19 protein-coding genes are annotated in these 22,839 nt (G+C 52.1%); 6 read left to right on the top strand and 13 right to left on the bottom strand.

Features of this window, described 5'->3' with window-relative positions; all coding sequences use genetic code 11:
- Window positions 1–172: 172 nt before the first annotated feature.
- Window positions 173–670, bottom strand: a complete 498-nt coding sequence (locus ACI6NM_RS00555; RefSeq protein ID WP_022272567.1) for an HD domain-containing protein — start codon at window positions 668–670, stop codon at window positions 173–175.
- Between the two features lie 125 nt (window positions 671–795).
- Here ACI6NM_RS00555 and ACI6NM_RS00550 point away from each other — a divergent pair, with 125 nt between their 5' ends.
- Entirely contained in the window at window positions 796–2,202 is a 1,407-nt protein-coding gene (locus tag ACI6NM_RS00550) for a phospholipase D family protein (protein WP_262427508.1), read from the top strand.
- Window positions 2,203–2,441: 239 nt separating this feature from the next.
- Here the strand turns inward: ACI6NM_RS00550 and ACI6NM_RS00545 are convergent, their stop codons facing one another.
- Window positions 2,442–3,965: a 4Fe-4S dicluster domain-containing protein gene (locus ACI6NM_RS00545; RefSeq protein WP_262427507.1), complete on the bottom strand. Its 1,524-nt coding sequence runs from the start codon at window positions 3,963–3,965 to the stop codon at window positions 2,442–2,444.
- Between the two features lie 401 nt (window positions 3,966–4,366).
- Between ACI6NM_RS00545 and ACI6NM_RS00540 the strand changes: the two genes are divergently transcribed.
- Window positions 4,367–4,849 carry a hypothetical protein gene (locus ACI6NM_RS00540; protein WP_262427506.1) on the top strand — a complete coding sequence of 161 codons (483 nt, stop codon included), beginning with the start codon at window positions 4,367–4,369 and terminating at the stop codon, window positions 4,847–4,849.
- 85 nt (window positions 4,850–4,934) lie between these two features.
- Here the strand turns inward: ACI6NM_RS00540 and ACI6NM_RS00535 are convergent, their stop codons facing one another.
- Window positions 4,935–6,341, bottom strand: a complete 1,407-nt coding sequence (locus ACI6NM_RS00535; RefSeq protein ID WP_262427505.1) for a DUF4097 family beta strand repeat-containing protein — start codon at window positions 6,339–6,341, stop codon at window positions 4,935–4,937.
- Window positions 6,338–6,682 carry a PadR family transcriptional regulator gene (locus ACI6NM_RS00530; RefSeq protein ID WP_022273192.1) on the bottom strand — a complete coding sequence of 115 codons (345 nt, stop codon included), beginning with the start codon at window positions 6,680–6,682 and terminating at the stop codon, window positions 6,338–6,340. The genes ACI6NM_RS00535 and ACI6NM_RS00530 overlap by 4 nt, the downstream gene beginning before the upstream one ends.
- 648 nt (window positions 6,683–7,330) lie before the next feature.
- On the opposite strand from ACI6NM_RS00530, the gene ACI6NM_RS00525 reads away from it, so the two are divergent.
- Window positions 7,331–8,041: a hypothetical protein gene (locus ACI6NM_RS00525; RefSeq protein ID WP_262427504.1), complete on the top strand. Its 711-nt coding sequence runs from the start codon at window positions 7,331–7,333 to the stop codon at window positions 8,039–8,041.
- Between the two features lie 91 nt (window positions 8,042–8,132).
- On the opposite strand, the gene dnaJ is transcribed toward ACI6NM_RS00525, so the two are convergent.
- The 4 genes from dnaJ to hrcA all read right to left on the bottom strand — a co-directional run bounded on the left by dnaJ (window position 8,133) and on the right by hrcA (window position 12,983).
- Window positions 8,133–9,272, bottom strand: coding sequence for a molecular chaperone DnaJ (gene dnaJ / locus ACI6NM_RS00520; protein WP_158359135.1), 1,140 nt, complete (start codon window positions 9,270–9,272; stop codon window positions 8,133–8,135).
- A 101-nt stretch (window positions 9,273–9,373) separates the two neighbouring features.
- Complete coding sequence (gene dnaK / locus ACI6NM_RS00515) at window positions 9,374–11,242, bottom strand: molecular chaperone DnaK (protein ID WP_022273189.1); 1,869 nt, start codon at window positions 11,240–11,242, stop codon at window positions 9,374–9,376.
- Between the two features lie 45 nt (window positions 11,243–11,287).
- Window positions 11,288–11,920, bottom strand: a complete 633-nt coding sequence (grpE, locus tag ACI6NM_RS00510; RefSeq protein WP_262427503.1) for a nucleotide exchange factor GrpE — start codon at window positions 11,918–11,920, stop codon at window positions 11,288–11,290.
- A gap of 25 nt (window positions 11,921–11,945) precedes the next feature.
- The gene (gene hrcA, locus ACI6NM_RS00505) at window positions 11,946–12,983 is read right to left on the bottom strand and encodes a heat-inducible transcriptional repressor HrcA (RefSeq protein ID WP_022273187.1); all 1,038 of its coding nucleotides are present in this window, start codon (window positions 12,981–12,983) and stop codon (window positions 11,946–11,948) included.
- A gap of 325 nt (window positions 12,984–13,308) precedes the next feature.
- On the opposite strand from hrcA, the gene ACI6NM_RS00500 reads away from it, so the two are divergent.
- Entirely contained in the window at window positions 13,309–13,917 is a 609-nt protein-coding gene (locus ACI6NM_RS00500; protein ID WP_262427502.1) for a 3D domain-containing protein, read from the top strand.
- Window positions 13,918–13,986: 69 nt separating this feature from the next.
- Here the strand turns inward: ACI6NM_RS00500 and ACI6NM_RS00495 are convergent, their stop codons facing one another.
- Entirely contained in the window at window positions 13,987–15,174 is a 1,188-nt protein-coding gene (locus tag ACI6NM_RS00495) for a glycine C-acetyltransferase (protein WP_022273185.1), read from the bottom strand.
- 11 nt (window positions 15,175–15,185) lie between these two features.
- Window positions 15,186–16,226, bottom strand: coding sequence for an L-threonine 3-dehydrogenase (gene tdh / locus ACI6NM_RS00490; protein WP_022273184.1), 1,041 nt, complete (start codon window positions 16,224–16,226; stop codon window positions 15,186–15,188).
- Window positions 16,227–16,526: 300 nt separating this feature from the next.
- On the opposite strand from tdh, the gene ACI6NM_RS00485 reads away from it, so the two are divergent.
- Window positions 16,527–17,243, top strand: a complete 717-nt coding sequence (locus tag ACI6NM_RS00485) for a 3D domain-containing protein (protein WP_262427501.1) — start codon at window positions 16,527–16,529, stop codon at window positions 17,241–17,243.
- A 180-nt stretch (window positions 17,244–17,423) separates the two neighbouring features.
- Window positions 17,424–19,139 (top strand): CvpA family protein, encoded by a 1,716-nt coding sequence (locus tag ACI6NM_RS00480; RefSeq protein ID WP_262427500.1) that lies wholly within the window; start codon window positions 17,424–17,426, stop codon window positions 19,137–19,139.
- A gap of 92 nt (window positions 19,140–19,231) precedes the next feature.
- On the opposite strand, the gene glgD is transcribed toward ACI6NM_RS00480, so the two are convergent.
- The 3 genes from glgD to hemW all read right to left on the bottom strand — a co-directional run bounded on the left by glgD (window position 19,232) and on the right by hemW (window position 22,831).
- The gene (gene glgD, locus ACI6NM_RS00475) at window positions 19,232–20,371 is read right to left on the bottom strand and encodes a glucose-1-phosphate adenylyltransferase subunit GlgD (RefSeq protein ID WP_158359329.1); all 1,140 of its coding nucleotides are present in this window, start codon (window positions 20,369–20,371) and stop codon (window positions 19,232–19,234) included.
- Entirely contained in the window at window positions 20,365–21,573 is a 1,209-nt protein-coding gene (locus ACI6NM_RS00470; protein WP_022273180.1) for a glucose-1-phosphate adenylyltransferase, read from the bottom strand. The genes glgD and ACI6NM_RS00470 overlap by 7 nt, the downstream gene beginning before the upstream one ends.
- A 133-nt stretch (window positions 21,574–21,706) precedes the next feature.
- Window positions 21,707–22,831, bottom strand: a complete 1,125-nt coding sequence (gene hemW, locus ACI6NM_RS00465) for a radical SAM family heme chaperone HemW (RefSeq protein ID WP_262427499.1) — start codon at window positions 22,829–22,831, stop codon at window positions 21,707–21,709.
- Window positions 22,832–22,839 lie beyond the last annotated feature (8 nt).

Raw genomic sequence — 22,839 nt, 5'->3', positions numbered from 1 at the left:
CCCATATTATAGCATGGCCTCCGACATTTTTCATGATAATTTAATAATTTATTCCTTGAATACCCGGATGCGGTATGATATAGTACTCAGAAATAGGGGAAAAGAAATGGCCGCCACTATTTTTAGTGACGGCCGTTCTCTTTGTACCGCGGTATCCTAAGTTCTGGAACGATCAGTTGTTGGCGGCGACCACCACCCGGCGGCCCCGCTCCAGGGCGATATAGATATGGCAGTATTCCATGGATGCACAGATCTTGTCGGCCATGGTAATGATCCACGCCTCCCGGTTCTTTGGCACCGGCCCCAGAGGAAACATATGGGAAAGGATCGCGCTTTTCTCGCGCTCACTGATCCCAAAGACCTCCTGGCTGTTCCTAGCCGCGACTCTGGGATGATAAAAGGCCTGGAAGCCGCCTGTGGGAGGCTTTTCCCTGAAATCATAAAGGCAGAAATCGTGAAGCAGTCCGGCCCTGGCGGCCATTCTTGCATCGCACCCCAGCTTTCTGGCTATATGCCAGGATATATAGGATACATTGATGCTGTGCATCAGTCTGGATGTACTCTGGTGATGGGAAAACGCTCCCAGCTGCATAAATTCCCGGTTTTCCAGGATATCCTTTACTTCCTTTATGTACCCGGGTTCGATCTGTCCGTTAAATGTAAGCTCCATCGGCTGTCACTCGCTTTCTGTAAAAAATGATGGATATTTCCCCTACACTTTTATTATGATAAAGTACCGTGAAAATTTCAAGGCCTTTTCTTTAATTTTTTCTTTCATTTTGAGGTGAATTGCTTATGATCAGGATTTTAAAATTTTTTGGCGTCTCATTTCTGTTCCTGCTGCTCCTTTACATCCTCCTGCTGACCCTGCCCTATGTGGCCCATAAAAAGGTCCCCCAGGAGATCCTGGACCGGATCCGTTCCGCAAAATATTACTCAGAGCTTCCCGGCGCTGAGCGGGCCGCCTACATAGACGACAACACCGATGCCCTCCTCTACCGTCTGAATCTCATTGACCAGGCCGAAAAGGAGATCATCTTCTCCACCTTCGATTTTAACGTGGATGAAGCCGGCAAGGACATCATGGCATCTCTCCTTTCCGCAGCAGAACGCGGAGTCCGGATCCGGATGCTGGTGGACGGATTCAGCGGTATGCTGGATGTGAACAGCAGCCCATGGTTCGAGGCCATGGCTTCCCATGAAAATATCGAGCTGAAGATCTATAATCCCATCCACTTTTATGCACCGTGGAAAATGCAGGCCAGACTCCATGACAAATATCTGATCATTGACGATCAGATGTATCTTTTAGGCGGCAGGAATACCTTTAACCTGTTCCTGGGAGACTATACGCCGGTGAAAAACATCGACCGGGAGCTGTTCATCTATGAGACTGCCGGGGACCCGGAGGCCTCCATCCATCAGTTAAAGCAGTATTTCCAGTCTGTCTGGGAGCTGCCCGACGCGAAGCTGTATACGAAAATGGGCGACCGGGAAAAATCCCAGGAATGCATCCAGTGGCTTACCGCCCACGCTGACGCCCTGAAGTCCTCTTATCCGTCCGCCTATGAGCCCTGGGATTATGAAACCCTCACCATGGAGACCAACCGGATCACCCTCCTCCACAACCCCATCAATGCCTCCAATAAGGAGCCCTGGATGTGGGAAACCGTCTGCCACCTCATGGGGACCGGAAAGGAGATCACGGTCTACACGCCCTACATCATCTGCGGAAAGGAAATGTACGCAGACCTTACGGCCCTGTGTAAGAAAACAGACCTGGTGGAGATCATCACCAACGATGTGGCCAGCGGCGCCAATCCCTGGGGCTGTACCGACTATCTGAACCAGAAAAAGAAGATCTGGGCCACCGGCGTCCGTGTCTACGAATATCTGGGCGAACACTCCAGCCATTCCAAGGCCGTCCTCATCGACGACCGCATGAGCATCGTCGGCTCCTATAATATGGATATGCGGAGCACCTACCAGGATACAGAGCTGATGCTGGCCGTGGATTCCCCGGAATTAAACGCCGTCATCCGCAAAGAGGCAGAGGTCAACAAGACGTACAGCCGGTACATGACGCCGGAGGGGACGTACATCAACGGCGAAAACTACGTGCCCCGGGAAATGAGTGCAGGCAAAAAAATCTTTTACGGCGTGCTCCGGGTCTTGATCATGCCCTTCCGGAGATTCCTGTAAAAGAACGTGCTGAAAACCATGTCCTCCCTGATCCGCATTTTCGGGACCAGCCCATAAAGAAGCCCGATTGCGGGCTTCTCCGCCTGCGGCGGGCCGCTTCTGCGGCATAATTCCCTTCCGCCGCATGGCGATCCCCGCGGAGCGTTTTTATGTCATAGGACGCACTTTCCTATGACATAAAAAAAACGCTTAAGCAGATACCATTTCTCTGCTTAAGCGTTTTTTGTTTTTACAGGGATCTATTCCACCAGCTTCTCCAGTTCCTTCACATATTCCGTTCCGTCGGAGGTCTTGTGGCCCGCCTTGGAGGCGTAAAGCCCCACGGCAGCCTGGGATTTTTTAATGGGCTGCATGGTCCCGGCCCCGGCCACGCAGCCGCCGGGACAGGCCATTCCCTCCAGAAGATAACCGTTATATTTTCCAGCCTTGGCCATGGTCAGGAGCTTTCTGCATTCCTTAAGGCCCTCAGCGTTGGCTACCTTGATCTCCTTATCGGGATACCGTTCCTTGATCACATTGACCACCGATTTTGCCACGCCTCCGGCCACGGCAAAATTGCGGCCGTCTGCGGAAGCGTCGTTGACGCCGTCGGGATCCTCCTCCATGTTCTCAATATCCACATGGCGGGCGTCAAAGATCCCTGCCATCTCCTCAAAGGTCAGCACGAAATCCACCTCGCTGCGGACGCTGCGGCGCATGGCCTCCAGCTTTTTGGCCGCACACGGTCCGATGAATACCACCTTTGCCTTCTCATGCTGCTTTTTAATGAGTCTGGCAGTCAGGGTCATGGGCGTTAAGGCCATGGAAACGCAGTCTGCGTATTCCGGGAACAGCTTCTTTGCCATCACAGACCAGGCCGGGCAGCAGGAGGTTGCCATAAAGGGGATATGCTCCGGCACCTCTTTTATAAAGTCCTCGGCCTCCTGGACCGCGCAGAGGTCTGCCCCGATGGCAACCTCAAATACATCGGCAAAGCCCAGCTGCTTCATGGCCGCCCGCAGCTTTCCGGGTGTCACCTTGGGGCCGAACTGTCCCACAAAGGCAGGAGCCACAGCGGCGTATACCCGCTCTCCTGTCTGGATGGCGCGGATCACCTGGAAGATCTGGGACTTGTCCGCAATGGCTCCAAAGGGACAATTCACCAGGCACATGCCGCAGGAAACGCATTTGTCATAGTCGATATCTGCTTTTCCGTTCTCGTCTGAGTGGATGGCGTCCATACCGCAGGCCGCCGCACAGGGACGCTCCTGGATAATGATGGCGTTGTAGGAGCACACCTTTGCGCACTGGCCGCATTTAATGCACTTCTCCGGATCGATCTTAGATTTCCCGTTGGTCCGGTCCAGGCTCACCGCATCCTTGGGGCAGACCTCCACACAGGGGTGTGCCAGACAGCCCTGGCAGCCGTCGGTCACCATGACCCTTTTTTCTGCACACGCATTGCAGGCAAATTTGATCACATTGATCAGCGGCGGCGTATAATACGTTTCCGGCCGGTCTGCCGCCTCGATCCCATCGGATACAGGGGCCGGGTCTCCCGCCCCGCGGTAGGGAAGTCCCATGGCCAGGCGCAGCCGTTCTCCTACGATGGCTCTTTCTAAAAACACGTCATTGCGGAAGTTTCCAACCTCCCCGGGGATGATCTTATATGGAAGCTCCTCGATCCTTTTGTCAATGGGCCACTCGGTATGGTAGGCCATACGGGCCGCCTCGCGGAAGATCCTGTGGCGGATCTCCTGGATCCTGGTCTCAACACCTCTCATCGAATTATTCCTCCTGTGATTTTTTGCAGTCGTCTCTGTTTTGTGAAAAAGATAACATATCCCAGCTGTAACTTCAAGTTTTTAATCGCATACAATCCGCTTTTTCTTTTCCAGAAGCCCCGGTTCCTTCCATTTATGATTTTGCCCCATTTCTGCCGCAGGACTGCCGCAGCCTGCACCTTTTCTATTGCAGATGGACCTGGTAATATATTCCTATCCGGAGCAGTCCTGCGGGAAAGAAGCCCGCCTGTGGGCTTTTCCGTCTGCGGCGGGCCGTTTCTGCATTAAACTTCTCTTCCGCCGCGTGGCGGTCCCTGCAAAACATTTTTTTGTTACGGGATGTGCTTTCCTATAGAATAAAAGCTCCGGTCCCACACTGAAAAGAAAGGATATGATGCACAATGAAAAAATGTATGAAGCTGGCGGTCACAACCGTTGTTATGGGATGCCTTCTGTCCTTCCCGGCCTTTGCGGCAGAAACAAGGGCGGAATATAAAGAGGCCGTAACTCCCATCCGGGAGGAATTAAAGGCCCTGGAGGAGGAGATGGACGCTGTCCGCACCGAAAATAAGGCCCTGTCGGCCCGTTTCAGCGAGATCCGGCAGATCCGTAAGGAGACCGGGGAGCTGATCATTTCCAAAGATACCTGGAAAAAAGCCCGGGAACTGAAGACCAGGATCCGTGAGGTCCGTTCTTCCATGGATAGTCTCTCCATAAAATCCCTGCGGACCCAGGCCAGGGCCGCTGTAAAGGAAAAAGATTTTGACGCAGCCTTAAAGGCCATGGGCGAAGCCATGGAACAGAAGCAGGACCGCCTGGATTCTCTCAAAGAGATCAACGCCATCTGGAAGCAGATCGATGATCTGCTGGAAGCTGAAGAATAATTTTTTCCATTAAAAAGGAGCTGCAAAACGGAGGAAGCGATCCGCAGATCCCCCGTTTGCAGCTCCCTGGCTATTTTTCATCCTTCTATTTTCCTGTATAACATTCCATATCTCCCGATGTGGTGGTGAACTGGATCCTGGGAAGGTTCTTTCCGCTTTCCCTGCCGTTTCCTCTGTCCACGATCCCCCTGGCACCCATTTTCTCCCATTCCAGCTGCCCGTCAAAATCTGTCTCCAGACCGCCGCTGACCCACTGGGCCTCGAACTTAAACCGGGGATCCTCTGCTTTTTCCACAAGGATCTCTCCAGACACGCTTTCCATGGAAATATCTCCCTGGGCCTCTCCGATCGTCATCTTCCCGGATACGGTGGAAAGCTCTGCGCCCGCCGCTGCCTTCTCAATGCTCAGATCCCCGGATACACTCTCTCCCTCCACTGCTCCTCTGATCGTTCCTCCATCCAGATCGCCGGATACTGTGGCGACCTCCAGGCTCTCTCCCTCAAATCTCGGAATCCGTATGTTTCCCGATACCGTATTGATCTCCAGCTCTCCCCGGAAATCCTCTGGGATCTGGATCCTGGCGGAAACCGGGAGCCTTTTCTTTTCCTCGTCTTCAAACCTCAGTCCTGTCAGTCCTAAGACGATCGTTCCCTTTGATCCATCCGGATCATCGTTGACGATCTCCACCCGGCCTCCGCCAGAAGACACCCTGGTCTGATGGATCTCTTCCCACGGGACCACGTACTCCTCCTCCAGAAGGATCTCCTCGGAATCTGTCACCTCCACGTTCAGATCGGTCAGTATATAGGAGATCTGGATGTCCTCTGCCTCGTCCATAGGGATCTGACGTTTAAGGATCCCGCCATCGCCGAGCTTTGTCCATCTCCATCCATCGGGAGTATCTCCAGGGTCAGCTCCTGCGCCAGAACCAGTCTCCTCCGTACCCGGCTTTTCTGTTCCAGGACCGCTCTCTCCTATTTCTGGCTGTCCTACACCGGGGCCAGCCTCTCCTATCCCCGGTTCCTCCATGCCAGGGCCAGTCTCTCCCGTCTCCTTCCGGTCTTCAAAATGATTTTCCCCATCCAGACGTCCCGATGCCTCAAGGGTCTCTTCTCCTCCTTTATGGCCCCTGTCCACCCTGGCTGCCACCATACCGGCGCCCAGAAGAAACAGCAGGACTCCAAGGGCAGCTCCCAGAACCAGGATCTTCACCGTATGGTCTTTTTTCTTTTCTGGTCTTTCTCCCGCCATTACAGGCTCTCCCTTTCCGCCGCCGTTTTCCTTGTTTTCCTCTTCAAAAAGCGAGCGGATGTCGCCCATGGCATTGATGGTACAGTCGAAGGCGTCCTGCTCCCCGTACCCCTCTGCCCGCAGATCATCGTACCTTTCCTCCATATTTCCAATGATCTCTTCCTTTAAATCCACCACATTTCTGGTTTTCGGGATATCCCTTACCATATCTTCCACATATTTTCTCAGTTTTTCTTTCATGCTGTGCCCTCCCCGTCATCGTCCAGCAGCCGGTCGATCAGCTCCTTTGCCTCCTCCCAGTCCCTCCGGTTGGAAGCGTAGGTTTCTCTCCCTTTTTCTGTGATCGAGTAATATCTTCGCCTGGCTCCAGTGGTCTCGTCTCCCCAATACGTCCGGATACAGCCCGCCTGCTCCAGCCGTTTAAACGCTGAATACAGGGTCGCTTCTTTCAGCTCGTACCTCCGGTCCGTCCGGGCCAGGATCTCCTTGTTGATCTTGTAGCCATAGCTGTCCTGCTTCAGCAGCAGGGACAGGATGATCGTTTCTGTGTGTCCCCGTAAAATATCCGATGTGATCGACACGCTCCCACCACCTTTCCTTAATTTCATTATGCAATATAATACCTCGTCTGTCAATGTATATTTGATTATTTAGTATTATGTTTGCCGCAGATATCCAGCTGCCCTGCGCCTCCCGCGCCCGTTCCAGGCTCCCGCCCCATGTTTCCTTTCAGATCACCGCCGTCTGCGAAAACCGGGATCCTTCCGGTCCCATATTCCCCCCTCCCCTATTTTTGAAAATATTGGGCAAAAATGTACGTTTTTTCCCACAGTGCCCAAAAATCTCACGGAAATCCTGGGATTTTCACCGGATTTCACTGGATTTCTCCTATGGATTGGGCATATTTCTCTTTTTTCTCTGTATACACCCAAAAATCTCCGGAATTTTGGGCATAGCAGAAAAAAGTCCCTGTCTATGCCCAAAAAGGGGCTTACACTTCTGCCTGTTCCCGTTTATAATGATCGGACAGGGCTTCTCCGCCTGCGGCGGGCCGCTTCTGCGGACAAATTTCCTTCCGCTGTATAGCGATCCCCGCGGAGCGTTTTTTATGTCATAGAATGCACTTTCCTATGACATTAGCCGCGGAGGCCTGGATATGCTCTGTACCAAACGCCATATAGATCCGGCCAGGAGCCGGAAGACTTTTGCAAAAGCAGGGAGGCCTTTCCATGAACTTTGATGAGCTGTTTACAAAATGGAAATCCGAATATTCGTTTAACGCTTTTATCCGGGACGGGATTGTTGATCCCGCTCACTATGACAGGCCGCACATTTTATTTATTCTCCGCGATATGAACTGCCGGCACGAGCGGGACCTGTGTGCGGATCTCCGCAGAGATGGAAGCGGATGGAGAACATGGAACAACATCGGCAGATGGACAAAAGCCCTGCTGGACGGTGACGGGGAGTATCCGTGGGATATGTCCTCCCCCAGCCGCGCGGCACAGCTAAGGCGCGTTGCTGTTATGAATCTGAAGAAGGAGGGCGGCGGCAGCCGCGCCTCTGGAAGCCAGCTTCTGGATGCGGTGCAGATGCAGCATGGAAAGATCCTGGAAGAGATCTGTTTGTGTGATCCAGGCATGATCATCTGCTGTGGTCTGGCCAGTTCCGGGATCAAGGGAAATGCTGCCCTGCTTAAAGATCATGTATTGCCGGTTTCAACGGAATGGGCATCCTTCCAGTCCAGGACCTTTGACCGGGACTGGCAGTATTATTTTACTGAGATCAATAAAAAACAGATCCCTGTCATCAGCTTCTGCCATCCACAGGTCACAAATCTCAATTGCAGCAGAGGGCATGAAAATCTATTTATTCCATTATTCCAGGATATGCTCTATATAAAAGAACTTTTTTTGAAAAACACTGCGGGAAGCGAATAAAAAAGCTGCTGCAAAAGAATAGCGGAACGGCGCTCCCATAAGGGAACGCCGAGAATCCGCTCTTTTGCAGCAGCTCCCGGATCATCCTGTTTTATTTTCCAAAAAGTCCCCGCTTCTTCTTTCCGCCTTCCGGCGCAATGCCGTTCATGGCGTCGTCGAAGCGCCGCAGGGCCTCCTTCTGCTCTTCATTGAGCTTTTCAGGCACTGTGATCACCAGGGTCACAAAATGATCTCCACGGATATTCTTATTCCTTAAGGACGGAACGCCCTTTCCTCTGAGCCGTACCTTGGTATCGGTCTGGGTGCCAGGCTTTACCTCATACTCCACTTCCCCGTCCACGGTCTTGATACGGATCGGGCCGCCCAGTGCCGCTGTTACAAAGGAAATGGGCACGGTGGAGAAGATGGTGGTTTCCTGCCGTTTGAAGATCGGGTGCTTGGATACAGTCACCTCCACCAGAAGGTCTCCCCGGTCACCGCCGTTGATCCCCGGCTCTCCCTTTCCGGCGATCCGGATGCTCTGTCCGTTGTCGATACCTGCCGGGATCGTCACCTGGATCTTCTTTCTGCTGGAAATATATCCGCTGCCATAGCAGTCCGGGCATTTCTCCTTTATGATCTTGCCGGATCCCTGACAATCCGGACATGTCTGCACGTTCTGTACCTGTCCAAAGAAGGACTGCTGGGTATAAACGATCTTTCCTTTCCCATTACACTTGGGGCAGGTCACCGGAGAGGTTCCCGGCTTTGCACCCGTTCCATGGCATTTGGGGCATTCATCCTTCAGGTTTAATTCAATCTCCTTCTGACAGCCAAATACCGCCTCCTCGAAGGTGATCCGGACACCGGTCCTTAAATTCGCTCCGCGCATGGGCCCGTTGCTGCGCCCCCTGCTCCTGCCGCCGCCGAAGAAATCGCCGAAAATATCGCCGAAAATATCGCCCATGTCTGCGCCGCTGAAATCAAAGCCTCCAAAGCCTCCGGCCCCGCCGGCGCCTCCGTCAAAGGCCGCATGGCCAAACTGGTCGTACTGTCTTCTTTTTTCCGGATCGCTGAGCACGCTGTATGCCTCGGAAGCCTCCTTGAACTTAGCCTCCGCCTCTTTATCTCCCGGATTGGCATCGGGATGGTACTTCTTCGCCAGAACTCTGTATGCCTTCTTTAACGCCGCATCATCTGCATCTTTCGGCACGCCAAGGACTTCATAATAATCTCTCTTGCTCTCTGCCATTTCAAGTCTTACCTTTCAAACTCTATATAGTGGGAAAGGGGTTAGGCGGAATGCCGCCTAATCCCCATACCTTCGATTTATACGCTTCGCAGCTTTTATTATTAGACTTCCTTGTAATCTCCGTCTACCACATCATCGCCGTAGCCTGCCTGGCCTGCGTCCTGGGGTCCTGCCTGGGAACCTGCTCCCTGGGCTCCGCCAGCCGCCTGGGCCTGCTCATAAACCTTTGTGAAGAGCTGCTGTGCGCTCTGCATCAGTTTTTCTTTTGCGGCCTTGATGTCTTCCACCTGGGCGTCTGTCATCTGATCGATGGGCGCACGGTTTACAGCCTCTTTCAGTGTATTTAAGTCTGCCTCAACGGCTGCCTTATCGTTGGCATCGATCTTATCGCCTACCTCTTCCAGGGCCTTTTCGGTCTGGAATACCATGGAATCTGCATCGTTCCTTGTGTCGATGGCCTCTTTCTTCTTCTTATCCTGGGCCTCGAACTCGGCTGCCTCCTTCACGGCCTTCTCAATATCTGCGTCAGACATGTTGGAGCCGGAGGTAATGGTGATGTGCTGCTCTTTGCCTGTTCCCTTATCCATAGCGGATACGTTTACGATGCCGTTGGCGTCGATATCAAAGGTAACCTCGATCTGCGGAACGCCTCTTCTGGCCGGAAGGATGCCGTCCAGACGGAACTGGCCCAGAGTCTTATTGTCTCTTGCAAACTGTCTCTCACCCTGTACCACATGGATATCAACGGCAGTCTGGTTATCGGCTGCTGTGGAGAAGATCTGGCTCTTCTTGGTGGGGATCGTGGTGTTTCTCTCGATCAGCTTTGTGGCAACGCCGCCCATGGTCTCGATGGACAGGGAAAGCGGTGTTACATCCAGAAGGAGGATATCGCCTGCGCCTGCATCGCCGGCTAATTTACCGCCCTGGATCGCTGCTCCGATGGCAACGCACTCATCCGGGTTCAAGGTCTTGCTGGGCTCTTTGCCTGTCAGCTGTTTTACCTTCTCCTGTGCGGCTAACATACGGGTGGAGCCGCCTACCAGGAGGACCTTGGAAAGCTCAGATGCAGAAAGTCCGGCATCCTTTAGGGCATTCTGTACCGGGATCGCAGTTCTCTCCACCAGATCGCTGGTCAGCTCGTCAAATTTCGCTCTTGTCAGGTTCATATCCAGATGCTTCGGTCCCTCTGCGTTGGCTGTGATGAACGGAAGGTTGATGTTGGTGGTGGTGGCTGTGGACAGCTCCTTCTTTGCCTTCTCAGCAGCCTCTTTTAATCTCTGGAGAGCCATCTTGTCGCCGGACAGGTCAATGCCCTCTGCCTTCTTGAACTCGTCGATCATCCACTGGGTCACACGGTTGTCGAAGTCATCGCCGCCGAGACGGGTATCGCCGTTGGTAGCCAGAACCTCGATGACGCCGTCACCGATCTCAATGATGGAAACATCGAAGGTACCGCCGCCTAAGTCATATACCATGATCTTCTGCTCTTTTTCATTATCAAGGCCATAAGCCAGGGCTGCGGCTGTGGGCTCATTGATGATACGCTTTACTTCCAGGCCTGCGATCTTACCTGCATCCTTGGTAGCCTGACGCTGAGCATCGTTAAAATAAGCCGGAACGGTAATAACTGCCTCTGTCACCTTCTCGCCCAGATAGCTTTCTGCGTCTGCTTTCAGCTTCTGGAGGATCATTGCGGAGATCTCCTGGGGAGTATATTTCTTTCCGTCGATGTCTACCTTATAATCTGTACCCATGTGTCTCTTAATGGAGGAGATGGTGCGGTCTGCGTTGGTCACGGCCTGACGTTTTGCCGGCTCACCTACCAGTCTTTCTCCATTTTTTGTAAATGCCACGATGGACGGTGTGGTCCTGATTCCTTCTGTATTGGCGATAACGGTCGGTTTACCGCCTTCCATAACTGCTACACAGCTGTTTGTTGTACCTAAGTCAATACCAATGATCTTGCTCATAGTGATTTCCTCCTGAATTTATAAACAATGATAAATTACTTCCAGTTAGTTGGCAACCTGCACCATGCTGTGGCGTACCACAGTATCCCGGTACATATATCCCTTTAACAGCTCCGATGCCACCACGTTCTCTCCCAGGGATTCGTCGTCCACATGCATCACTGCATTATGGAAATTGGGATCAAACGGCTTGCCCACAGCCTCGATGGGCTTTACGCCCATGTCGTCCAGGGTCTTCATAAGCTGCTTATATATTTTCTCCATTCCTTCGGCAAAGGGCGTTTCCTTCGCATCCTCGGGAACGGTGGCAAGGCCTCGCTCAAAATTATCCACCACAGGAAGGATCTTCTCGATCACATCCCTGGCTCCGATCTCATACATAGCGGACTTTTCTTTATCCGTCCGCTTCCTGTAATTGTCAAACTCTGCCATGGACCGCTTTAACTGGTCCGTCAGCTCCTCAATCTGGGTATCTCTCGGGTCCTTCTTCTTTCCAAAAAGCCCCTTTTTCTCTTTCTTTTCTTCTTTTCCATTTTCCGGAGCAGCTTCTCCGTCTGCGCTGGCCCCTGCCGGCCCAGCCGCGTTTTCCGCTGTGTTTTCAGCTCCCGCTCCGTTTTCGGGAATATTTTCTGCTTCTGCCTCTCCTGGAGCTTTCTTTTCCAGTTCCTTCTCTTCCACTTGACTCGACACCTTTCATTTCTATTTACTGCTGCTTATTAAATGTTTCATTCAGCTGGGTCACCAGAGTCCTTAGGGTCCCGACGACCTTTTCATAGTCCATCCTCTTGGGTCCGATGATCCCGATGGTTCCCCTAAGGCCGTCTCCCAGCACATAGTTGGCAGTGACCACGCTGCAGTCCTTCATGGTCTTCACCGGCGTTTCATCTCCGATATAGACCTGGATCTGGGAATCCGATGCCGACGGCGCCTGGCTTTCATCAAACAGTCCCTTTAAAAGCTCCTTCTGCTCCAGGGTACTGATCAGCTTGCTGGCATTTTCCGTATCGGAGAGCTCCGGATACTTGAAAATATTTGTAGCTCCGCTGGTATAGATCTGAAGATCCTCCGCCTGGGAGCCAATGGCCTCAGAGACCTCGTTGAGGACAAATTCCACCACCTGTCTATGGATCCCCGCCTGCTCCTTGAGCCTTGCGATCACTCCCAGATTGATCTCCTGGATCGTAAGCCCGTTGAGACTGTTGTTCAAAAGGATATTTAAGTTTAATATCTCTTCATTGGAAAGCTCTTCATCCAAAGTCACAAAGGAATTCCGGATGATATTTCCTTCCACCACCACCACGATCAGAAGCTTGTTGGCCTCCACTCTCGAAAGCTGGATGAACTTCAGCTTCGTCTGGTGGTAATTGGGACCGCTGACCATGGTCGCATAGTTGGTATTGCTGGCCAGGATCTGGGCCATCTGCTTCAGTAAAAGCTCCACCCGGTCCACCCGCTGGATCATCATGTCCTGCATGGCGTTTACCTGGCTGTCCTTTTCCTGGATGATCTGGTCCACATAGAACCGGTATCCCTTATCAGAGGGGATCCGTCCTGCCGACGTATGGGGCTGGATGATGTATCCCAGCTCCTCCAGATCCGACATCTCGTTCCTTATGGTAGCGGAGCTCAACTTAAGACCAGAATATTTGGAGATCGTTCTGGAGCCCACCGGCTCTCCTGTCTCTAAATACGTCTGGATTATGGCTTTCAAAATCTTCTCTTTTCTTTCGTCCAGCTCCACATTTTCACCCTCTTTTTGTTTTATTAGCACTCTTTATCTATGAGTGCTAACATTTACAGTTGTTACTATATTACTTAAGTCCCCGTTTGTCAAGATATTTTTTCATTTTTCATTGCATTGATGCATTTTTATCATTTCTTCCGATGCGGGAGCCGGAACGGAGAAACCTTCTAATGAAAGGATCTGAAACAGCTGTTTCGGCAGAAACCTCCGGAAGATCCGGCTGTTTTTCTTGACATTTAACACTTTTGTAAATATAATGAAATAAATGAAATTTCTTTATGACAAATTGTAATTTTAAGTACGATCAACAGAGAGGTTGCTTATGAAGAAAAATGGATTCTGCCGCGCCGCCATGGCCGGTACTGCCCTGTTCCTTTCCATCGCCGTATTCCCCTCCCAGGCCGCCGAGACCGGGCCAGGCTTTGAAGAGGCCGTGGAGGATACATATGATGGGCCTGAAAGCCCCCTGGAGGCCGCCAAGCCTGCGGACAAAGCCATGGAAGCCGAACCAGCGAAAACGTCCGGAGGACCCCGGAAGCCAGCAGAAGACGCCGGCGGGATGGCAGACGGTTCCCAAAAAGCTCCCTCTTTAAAGATAACGGAGACAGAGCCGGAGGAGACCGCCGTTCCCGGCAGATCCTATGGAACCTTTAAGATCTCCGCTTACTGCGGCTGTGAAGCATGCAGCGGCGGTCATCTGTACACCTATTCCGGCGCAGTTCCCAAAGAAGACCACACCATCTCTGCCGACCTGGACCAGTTCCCCCTGGGAACGAAGCTCCTCATCGACGGCATTATCTATACAGTGGAGGATAAGGGCAGCGGCGTAGTAGAAAACCACCTGGATATCTATTTTGATACCCACAAAGAAGCCCTGGATTACGGGCTCCAGAAGGCGGAGGTATTTGAGGCAGTCGAGAAAACCCAATAGATCCATAAAAAAGGAAGGGCCCTGTCATCCAGGTTTCCCTTCCTCTTTTTTATCCTTATTTACAGATCCTTAGATCCCCATTTCAGCCTTCACTTCTGCGAAGCACTTCACTGCGAAATCCAGGTCCTCTTTTGTATGTCCCGCAGAAATCTGGGTACGTACACGGTCACGTCCCTTGGGAACTACCGGATAGCAGAAGCCTACTACGTATACGCCCTTATCTAACATACGGCGGGCAAACTCATTGGCAACCTTCGGGTCGTAGAGCATAACCGGAACGATGGGATGCTCGCCCGGAAGCAGATCAAAGCCGATCTTCTCCATCTCTTTACGGAAGTATGCAGCGTTCTCGTGAACCTTGTCACGGAGAGCGGTGGACTCCTCTAACATGTTGATGGTCTCGATGGTAGCGGCACAGATCGCCGGAGCCAGTGTGTTGGAGAACAGGTACGGACGGCTTCTCTGGCGAAGAAGGTCAACAACCTCCTTCTTGGAAGCGGTGTATCCGCCGGAAGCTCCGCCCATGGCCTTGCCGAAGGTACCGGTGATGATGTCCACACGGCCCATAACGCCGCAGTATTCAGCAGTTCCGCGGCCATGCTCACCCATGAAGCCAACTGCGTGGCTGTCATCTACCATAACCATCGCATCGTACTCATCAGCCAGATCGCAGATACCCTTTAAGTTTGCGATGTAGCCGTCCATGGAGAATACGCCGTCAGTGGCGATCATGATGCGCTTGCAGCCTGCTGCCCTTGCATCCTCTAACTGCTTCTTTAAGTCTTCCATGTTGTTGTTTTTATAACGGTATCTCTTGGCCTTACATAATCTTACGCCGTCGATGATGGAAGCATGGTTCAGCTCATCGGAAATGATGGCGTCGTCTGCATTTAAAAGGACCTCGAAAAGACCGCCGTTGGCGTCAAAGCAGGAGGAGTAAAGGATCGCGTCTTCCATGCCAACGAATTTTGCGATTCTCTGCTCCAGCTCTTTGTGGATCTCCTGGGTTCCGCAGATGAAACGTACAGAAGAAAGACCGAAGCCCCATTTATCATAGCTGGCCTTGGCAGCCTCGATCAGACGGGGATGCGCGGAAAGGCCCAGGTAGTTGTTGGCGCACATATTTACTACGCCGTTGGCTGCTGTTGTATCGATACGGGAGCGCTGGGGTGTTGTGATGATGCGCTCGCTCTTATAGGTTCCTGCCTCACGGATCGCATCTAATTCCGCACGGTAGGTTTCAAATGCTGTCTTCATTGGGTTTCCTCCTATTTCTTCGTTGTCCAGTCTAAGATGACTTTACCGGATTTTCCGCTGTGCATAGCCTCAAATCCCTTTTCAAACTCTGTATAGTGGAATCTGTGGGTGATCGCCGGCTTCAGATCCAGACCGCCCTGTACCATATAGATCATCTGGTGCCAGTTGTCCATCTTACGTCCGTAGATACCCTGCAGTGTCAGGCCTTTTCCGATCACTTCGTTCATATCCATCTGGAACGGGCCGTTGGCCAGACCCAGAAGGCTGATCTTTCCGCCGTTTCTCATAACGGAGATCATCTGCTTTAAGGCAGCTCCGCTTCCGGACATCTCAAGACCCACGTCAAAGCCCTCAACCAGGCCCTGCTCCTTCATAACGGTCATCAGATCCTCTTTTGCAGTATTCACAGCTGCATCTGCGCCCATCTTCTTTGCTAATTCCAGACGGGCATCCTGGATATCGGTGATGATCACGCGGCGTGCGCCTGCATATTTACAGATGGCAACAGCGATGATGCCGATGGGGCCTGCTCCTGTAATAAGAACATCCTCGCCCACAAGATCAAACATTAAAGCGGTATGGGTTGCATTTCCAACGGCGTCGAACATGGCAACCACATCCTCGTCCATGCTGGGATCGATGGCGATCACGTTTGTAGCCGGGATGCATACATACTCAGCAAATGCGCCGTCACGGTCTACGCCCACGCTGTTGGTGTCCTTGCACCACTGGATGTTGCCGTTGTGGCAGTTACGGCAGTGGCCGCAGGTGATGTGGCCTTCGCCGGATACGCGCTGGCCAACTGTAAAGCCGGTCACTCCTGCGCCTAATTCTGCGATCTCGCCCACGTACTCATGTCCGATAACCATCGGCGGCTTGATGTGCTGGGTGGACCACTCGTTCCAGTCATAAATATGTACGTCTGTACCGCAGATCGCTGTTTTATGGATCTTGATCAGTACTTCGCCCGGACCCGGAGTGGGAACCGGTACCTGACGCAGCTCTAAACCCGGAGCTGCAGACGGTTTTACAATAGCGTCCATCATTCGCATACAATGTCCCTCCACCAAATACATTTAGTTTTGTTTTGTCTGTTCCACAAGGACATTGTACCACATTCTTCCTTTCATTTCAAGATTTTTTTCATTCTGCCCCATCCGGCCCAAAGCCTTTGTTTTCCATGGTTTTCCAGTTTTTTCCCAGGAAACGCCGGAAAGCGTTTCCGCCTCCGGGGGTTGACAAAACGGAAAAAATATGTAAAATATAGCTTTGTTTCCAATTTGTTACATTTTTGTTACATTCGCATCATACTTTTTTAATGAATGTAACATAAAAGAAAGGATGTTGTAAACATGAAAAAAACAAGACTTATGGCCGGTCTTCTGCTGGTAATGCTCTTTACCGCAGTCAACTGTGTCATGGCCCTGGCTGGTACTTCAAAGATAAATGGACACTTAGACAGCGTAGAGGGAAAGGCCGTATCCGGCTGGCTCTGGGATTCCGGAAAACCGGAGGAAAGCCAGACCGTCACTGTTACCGTCACAGACGAACACAGCGGACAGGTGGCGGCAGCCGTATCCGTTCTGGCCTCCGAATACCGCGGTGATCTGACCGAGGACGGCATGGGGACCGGAAATTACGGGTTCCATGTGGAGATCGACTGGGATTCCCTCCCTCCCTCTTCTTATATTATCAGTCTTTCCTCCGGGAACACGGTCATCTCCAGAAAGCTGCGTTATGCATCCGGAGACGCGGCGGCTTCCCCCTACCGGAGCCTGGTCCCTCTGGGAAATTTCAAGCTCACCGCCTACTGCCCCTGCCGGATCTGCTCCGAGGGCTGGGGACGGCGCACCAGCTCCGGGGCCCTTGCCACTGCCAGTCACACAGTAGCTGTGGATCCCAGGGTCATTCCCATCGGAAGCCGCCTTCTCATCAACGGCCAGGAATACGTGGCTGAAGACATCGGCGGAGCCGTAAAGGGCCATCACATCGACGTTTACTACAATACCCATGCAGAGACAAGGACCCATGGCACCTCCTCCGCCGAGGTATTTCTGATCCAGGAGTAAGCCACTGGTATCTGATCCAATTCTTAAAATTCTCTAAAAATTCATAAGAAACTGATGTTTAATTGAAGAAAAATGGTAAGAATGGTATAATAAGAAAATCCAGATTCCGGGAGCGCACGCCCATAAGCGGTACGCCCCCGGAATTTATCACACAGAAAGGGGAACAAATACGTTCGCATTATGAAAAAAAGAAGCTTTTTCTCCGTGTTCGGAGGGATCCTGGTTTCTGCCGTTATCATCTTTCTTCTATATTATACGATGCTTCCGGCCATTAACTTAAAAAGCCAGGATTTTATCATTTTTCTGATCCTGTCCACTCTTATTATCCTGACTGTAAATTTCATCACCTATATGAAGGAATTCCTGTCAGGCCTGGGAAGCCGCACCAATGTCCGCGTCCGCCAGAACCCTCTCACCGGTCAGATCCAGTTTGAGACCGAGGAGCGGGAACCGGACGAGGTAACTCCCCGCCGATCCCTGGCCAGGCCCTTGAAGATCGGCTTTGGCTTCATCGGAATCCTCATTGTCCTGATGGTGATCGCCACAGCCATTGGCATCCCGTTTTTCAACGCCACCCGGTACCGGGATCTGATCCAGATGGAGACCGGAGATTTTTCTGCCGATGTGGCTGAGATCAGTATGAACCAGATCCCGGTGGTGGATAAGGATACGGCCACCCGCCTGGGAAGCCGGAAGCTGGGAGAAATGACCGAGCTGGTATCCCAGTTTGAGATTGAAAACAACTACACCCAGATCAACTACAACGGTGTCCCCTTCCGGGTGACTCCCCTGTCCTACGCCGATCCCATTAAATGGCTCTATAACCAGAAAAAGGGACTCCCCGCCTATATCACCGTGAACATGGTGACCCAGCAGACGGACCTGGTATGGCTGGAAAATGGAATGAAATACTCTCCCAGCGAGTACTTCTTCCGGAACATCTACCGCCATATCCGCTTCCTCTATCCTACAAAAATGTTTGAAGAGGTCTCCTTTGAGATCGACGACGAGGGAACGCCTTACTGGGTGGCGCCCACCATCCAGTACCGCATCGGCTGGTGGAACGGAAAGGACATCGACGGAGCCATCCTTGTGAATGCCGTTACCGGAGAGGCCAATTATTATGAGAAGGACCAGGTTCCCCAGTGGATCGACCAGCTTTATGATTCCGACCTAATCATCTCCCAGCTGGACGACAACGGCCTGTTCCAGAATGGCTACATCAACTCCATCTTCGGACAGAAAAACGTGCGCCGCACCACCTACGGCTACAACTATCTGGCCCTGGACGACGATGTCTACCTTTATACAGGCATGTCCTCTGTCACCGGAGACCAGTCCAACATCGGCTTTGTGCTGGTGAACCTCCGGACCAAGGCTACAAAATTTTATGCGGTTCCCGGCGCTACCGAGGCATCCGCCATGGCTTCGGCCCAGGGACAGGTCCAGCACTTAAAGTACTCAGCCACCTTCCCTCTGCTCTTAAACGTTTCCGACCGGCCCACCTACTTCATCTCCTTAAAGGATGACGCGGGGCTTGTGAAAATGTATGCTTTCGTAGATGTGGAGCAGTACCAGATCGTAGGCACCGGACAGACCATCGACGAGGCCCGGAAAAACTACCGTACCGCCCTGAACCTGGAGGATGTGGAGACCGGCGGCTCCATGGACGCCCTGGAAAAGGCCGGAACCGTGGACGCGGTGGCCAGTGTGGTCGTTTCCGGCAATACCTGCTATTACTTCACCCTCACCGGAAGCGATACGGTCTATGCCGCCATGGTGACCTTAAATGAAAATCTTCCGTTCCTGGAATCCGGCGACCGGATCTCCTTTACCTATACGGAGGATGAAAAGCCCGCGGCTGTGGCTGAGATCACAGAGATCAAAAAGCAATAGCCCGGAAAACTTCTTCTGGACGCATAAAGCTCCCCCGGAACGGCCCAATGGAAAGCCGCTCCGGGGGAGCTTTTTATTTATCTGTCATCCGCCTACACGGTCTGGTATTTGGCCACGTATACCTGGAAGCTGTCGGTGCCGTAAAGCTCCTTGCCCACGGATATGGTCACATTTTTATCGGTGATCACATACTCCAGTCTGGCCCCCTCCTGGACCACTGTATCCTGCATCAGCACACAGTTCTTTACCTTGGCGCCCCTGGCCACCTTCACGCCCCGGAAGAGAACGCAGTTTTCCACCTCTCCCTCAATAACACAGCCGTCGGCCACCAGCACGTTCTTTGCCTTTGCGCCGTTGATGTAGCGGGTCGGGTTGTCGTCACGGATCTTGGTGTGGATCTGGTTTCCGGAGAATAAGGCATCCAGATTTTCATCCTCCAGAAGCTTCATATTCTCGTCAAAATAGCTGCGCACATCACAGATCCTGGCGGCATAGCCTGTATATTCATAGGCCATGACCTTCATCTTGCCCAGCTGGTTTGCCAGGATGTCTCTCTCGAAATATGTATAGCCGCGGACAAAGGCCGTGTTGATCTCATTGATCAGCCGCTCCCGTTCCATCACATAGATGTTCATGGAGAAGTTCTGGATCCCCTCTTCCTGGGAATTCATATAGATCTTTCTCACCTTGCTGCCCTCCAGGCCCAGGGTATAGTAAAGATCCTTCACCACATCGGATTTTCTCGCGCTTTCCGGCAGCTTTTCCTTTTTGTAAACGATGGTCACGTCCGCCCCGCTCTCCTTGTGGGCGTTTAAAAGGGCATTGAAATCAAAGCTGGCGGCGATGTTGGTATCGGCCATGACCACATATTTTTCCTTCTGCTCCTTTAAGAAGGGAAGAATGCTGGCCAGGGCTTCCACACGGCCGTTATAGATCTTCATGTGCTTTTCCGCATAGGGAGGAACGATATTGAGACCTCCGTTTTTCCGCACCAGGTCCCATTCACGGCCGGAGCCCAGGTGATCCATAAGAGAATGGTAATTCTGACGCACGATAATGGAGATATTGTCGATCCCGCAGTTTACCATACTGGATAATAAAAAGTCCACCATCCGGTAACGGCCTGCAAAGGGGATCGAGGCCATGGACCGCTCGGCCACCAGTTCCGGTACAAAGCTGTCATAACTGTTGGGGAAAAGGATTCCCAGAGCATCTACGTTGGAATTTACCATTGTTCTTCACCGCCTTCTACATTTTTATTGACCATGGCATTGGGACCCACGATGGCCCCGTCTCCGATCACAACGCCGGAGCCCACAGTAGCGACGCCCTTTTCTCCGTCCTTGGGCATGGCTCCCACCACTGCCTTCTTTCCAATGGTCACGTTTTCCGCCACGATACAGTGCTTCACCACGGCTCCTGCCTGGATCACAGAGCCGCCCATGACCACAGCATCCTCCACTTCCGCTCCGGCTTCCACCTTAACGCCGGCAAAAAGGATGGAGTGCTTTACATGGCCGTCCACACGGCAGCCGTCGGTGACCATGGAATTTTCCACCAGCCCCTTATTTCCGATCTTATGACCGGTCATACCGCTGTTGCGGCTGTATATCTTCCAGTTTTCATCAAACAGATTGATGCCGCTGTGCTCCGGGTCCAGGACCTCCATGTTGGCCTCCCAGAGAGAGGAGATGGTCCCCACATCCTTCCAGTAGCCGTCAAAATGGTAGGCGTACATATTTCTTCCGTCCTTTAACAGATTGGGAATGATGTTATTGCCGAAATCGTTTTCAGAATCAGGATCTGCCTCGTCCTCGATCAGGTACTTCTTCAGCACATCCCAGTTGAAAATATAGATACCCATGGATGCCAGGTTGGATTTGGGATTTTTGGGCTTTTCCTGGAATTCAGTGATCTTATCGTTTTCATCAGCCACCATCAGTCCGAACCGGGATGCCTCCTCCCACGGAACCTCCATGACAGCCACACTGAACTCTGCATTCTTTTCCTTGTGGAACCGAAGGAAATCGCTGTAATCCTGTTTGCAGATCTGGTCTCCGGAAAGGATGATCACATACTGGGGATCATATCTTTCAATGAACGGAATATTCTGGTAGATCGCGTTGGCGGTTCCCTTGTACCAGTCAGAGCCGGAGGCCTTCTGATACGGCGGCAGCACATGGACACCTCCATAAAGACGGTCCAGATCCCAGGGCTGCCCATTGCCGATGTATTCATTTAATACCATAGGCTGGTACTGGGTCAGGATCCCCACCGTATCGATCCCGGAATTGACACAGTTCGACAGCGGAAAGTCAATGATTCTGTACTTTCCGCCAAAGGGAACTGCCGGTTTTGCCAGCTTCTGGGTCAGGGCATATAAACGGGAGCCCTGGCCGCCGGCAAGCAGCATTGCAATCATTTCTTTTGCCATAAGTCTTTCCCCCTGAAATAATAAAAAATCTCATATACAAATTTTAACATAAAAATGCAAAAACCGATAGTCTTTTTACATATTATTTGTTTTTTAATTGGATATTTATGGCAAAAATTCCAGTATTCTTCAATTATTGCAAAAATTCCGCCATTACATAATTACTCACATCCATGCCATAATCCGTCAGCCGGAACCTGCCGTCTGAAAGAACGGCGGCTCCCTCCTTCTCCAGCCGCTCCATGAGACCGGGATAAACGTCCTGGGCCCGCTCCCCGAACCGCTCTTCAAATTCCTTTAGGGAAACGCCCTGGACCAGTCTCAGGCCCACGTAAAAAAATTCCTCCTCCATATCCTTTTTCGTCAGGATCTCCTGGTCCAGCCGCTTTCCGGGCTTCTCTCCCAGATAGATCCCCAGGTCCCGTTCATTGCAGAACCTGCATCCATTCACATAAGAGGAGGCTCCCAGTCCCAGCCCAAGGTAGGAAACCCCTGTCCAGTATCCGAGATTGTGACGGCATTCCATTCCAGGTCTGGCATAATTGGAGATCTCGTACCGTTCATAGCCCCGGTCCTTTAAAAACTCCCGGGTCCGGTGGTACATCTCCCGCTCCGCATCCTCATCCGGAAGGATCCCGTCCCCCCGCCCATTTCCGTATGCTTCAAAAAAGGGGGTGCCTTCCTCGATGATCAGACTATACGCGGAAATATGCTCCGGGTCCAGGTCTGCTGTTTTTTTCAGCGTATCCATCCAGCTTTCCACCGTCTGTCCCGGCAGGGCGGACATGAGGTCCACATTGAGGTTGGAAAAACCGGCCTCCCTGGCCAGCCGGAAGCTTTCCAGAAACTCCTCCCAGGTATGGATCCGTCCCAGGGCCTTTAATTCCCTGTTATCCGCCGACTGGAGGCCGAAGCTTAACCGGTTGATCCCGGCCTCCCGGTAGATCCGGAGCTTTTCCCGGTCCACGGTCCCAGGGTTGGCCTCCATGGAGATCTCAGCCGTTTCTTCTATATGAAAGGAGGCCCGCAGACAGTCGAAGAGCTCCTTCATCCACCGGGCCTTTAAAACAGACGGAGTGCCGCCTCCCACAAACACCGACGAAACCGGTGTATCATGAAAGCCGGCACTGACTGTCCTTATCTCTTCCATCAGCTTTTCCACATACCGCCTCTGGATCTCCTCCCCCTGGGGAAAGGAAAGAAAATCACAGTAGGCACATTTTTTTACACAGAACGGAATGTGTACATATAGTTCCATCGCTTCTC

Origin of the sequence: Pilosibacter sp. YYHA0881, from assembly GCF_051602715.1 — a bacterium.
Classification (GTDB): Bacteria; Bacillota; Clostridia; order Lachnospirales; family Lachnospiraceae; genus Alitiscatomonas; species Alitiscatomonas aceti.
The sequence above is the reverse complement of the archived record's forward strand: the minus strand, read 5'-3'. Positions and strand labels throughout refer to the sequence as shown.

Coding starts and splice junctions, on each gene's coding strand:
- ACI6NM_RS00555 (WP_022272567.1), bottom strand. CDS start 670: ATGGAGCTTACATTTAACGGACAGATCGAACCCGGGTACATAAAGGAA.
- ACI6NM_RS00550 (WP_262427508.1), top strand. CDS start 796: ATGATCAGGATTTTAAAATTTTTTGGCGTCTCATTTCTGTTCCTGCTG.
- ACI6NM_RS00545 (WP_262427507.1), bottom strand. CDS start 3,965: ATGAGAGGTGTTGAGACCAGGATCCAGGAGATCCGCCACAGGATCTTC.
- ACI6NM_RS00540 (WP_262427506.1), top strand. CDS start 4,367: ATGAAAAAATGTATGAAGCTGGCGGTCACAACCGTTGTTATGGGATGC.
- ACI6NM_RS00535 (WP_262427505.1), bottom strand. CDS start 6,341: ATGAAAGAAAAACTGAGAAAATATGTGGAAGATATGGTAAGGGATATC.
- ACI6NM_RS00525 (WP_262427504.1), top strand. CDS start 7,331: ATGAACTTTGATGAGCTGTTTACAAAATGGAAATCCGAATATTCGTTT.
- dnaJ (WP_158359135.1), bottom strand. CDS start 9,272: ATGGCAGAGAGCAAGAGAGATTATTATGAAGTCCTTGGCGTGCCGAAA.
- dnaK (WP_022273189.1), bottom strand. CDS start 11,242: ATGAGCAAGATCATTGGTATTGACTTAGGTACAACAAACAGCTGTGTA.
- ACI6NM_RS00500 (WP_262427502.1), top strand. CDS start 13,309: ATGAAGAAAAATGGATTCTGCCGCGCCGCCATGGCCGGTACTGCCCTG.
- ACI6NM_RS00495 (WP_022273185.1), bottom strand. CDS start 15,174: ATGAAGACAGCATTTGAAACCTACCGTGCGGAATTAGATGCGATCCGT.
- tdh (WP_022273184.1), bottom strand. CDS start 16,226: ATGCGAATGATGGACGCTATTGTAAAACCGTCTGCAGCTCCGGGTTTA.
- ACI6NM_RS00485 (WP_262427501.1), top strand. CDS start 16,527: ATGAAAAAAACAAGACTTATGGCCGGTCTTCTGCTGGTAATGCTCTTT.
- ACI6NM_RS00480 (WP_262427500.1), top strand. CDS start 17,424: ATGAAAAAAAGAAGCTTTTTCTCCGTGTTCGGAGGGATCCTGGTTTCT.
- glgD (WP_158359329.1), bottom strand. CDS start 20,371: ATGGTAAATTCCAACGTAGATGCTCTGGGAATCCTTTTCCCCAACAGT.
- ACI6NM_RS00470 (WP_022273180.1), bottom strand. CDS start 21,573: ATGGCAAAAGAAATGATTGCAATGCTGCTTGCCGGCGGCCAGGGCTCC.
- hemW (WP_262427499.1), bottom strand. CDS start 22,831: ATGGAACTATATGTACACATTCCGTTCTGTGTAAAAAAATGTGCCTAC.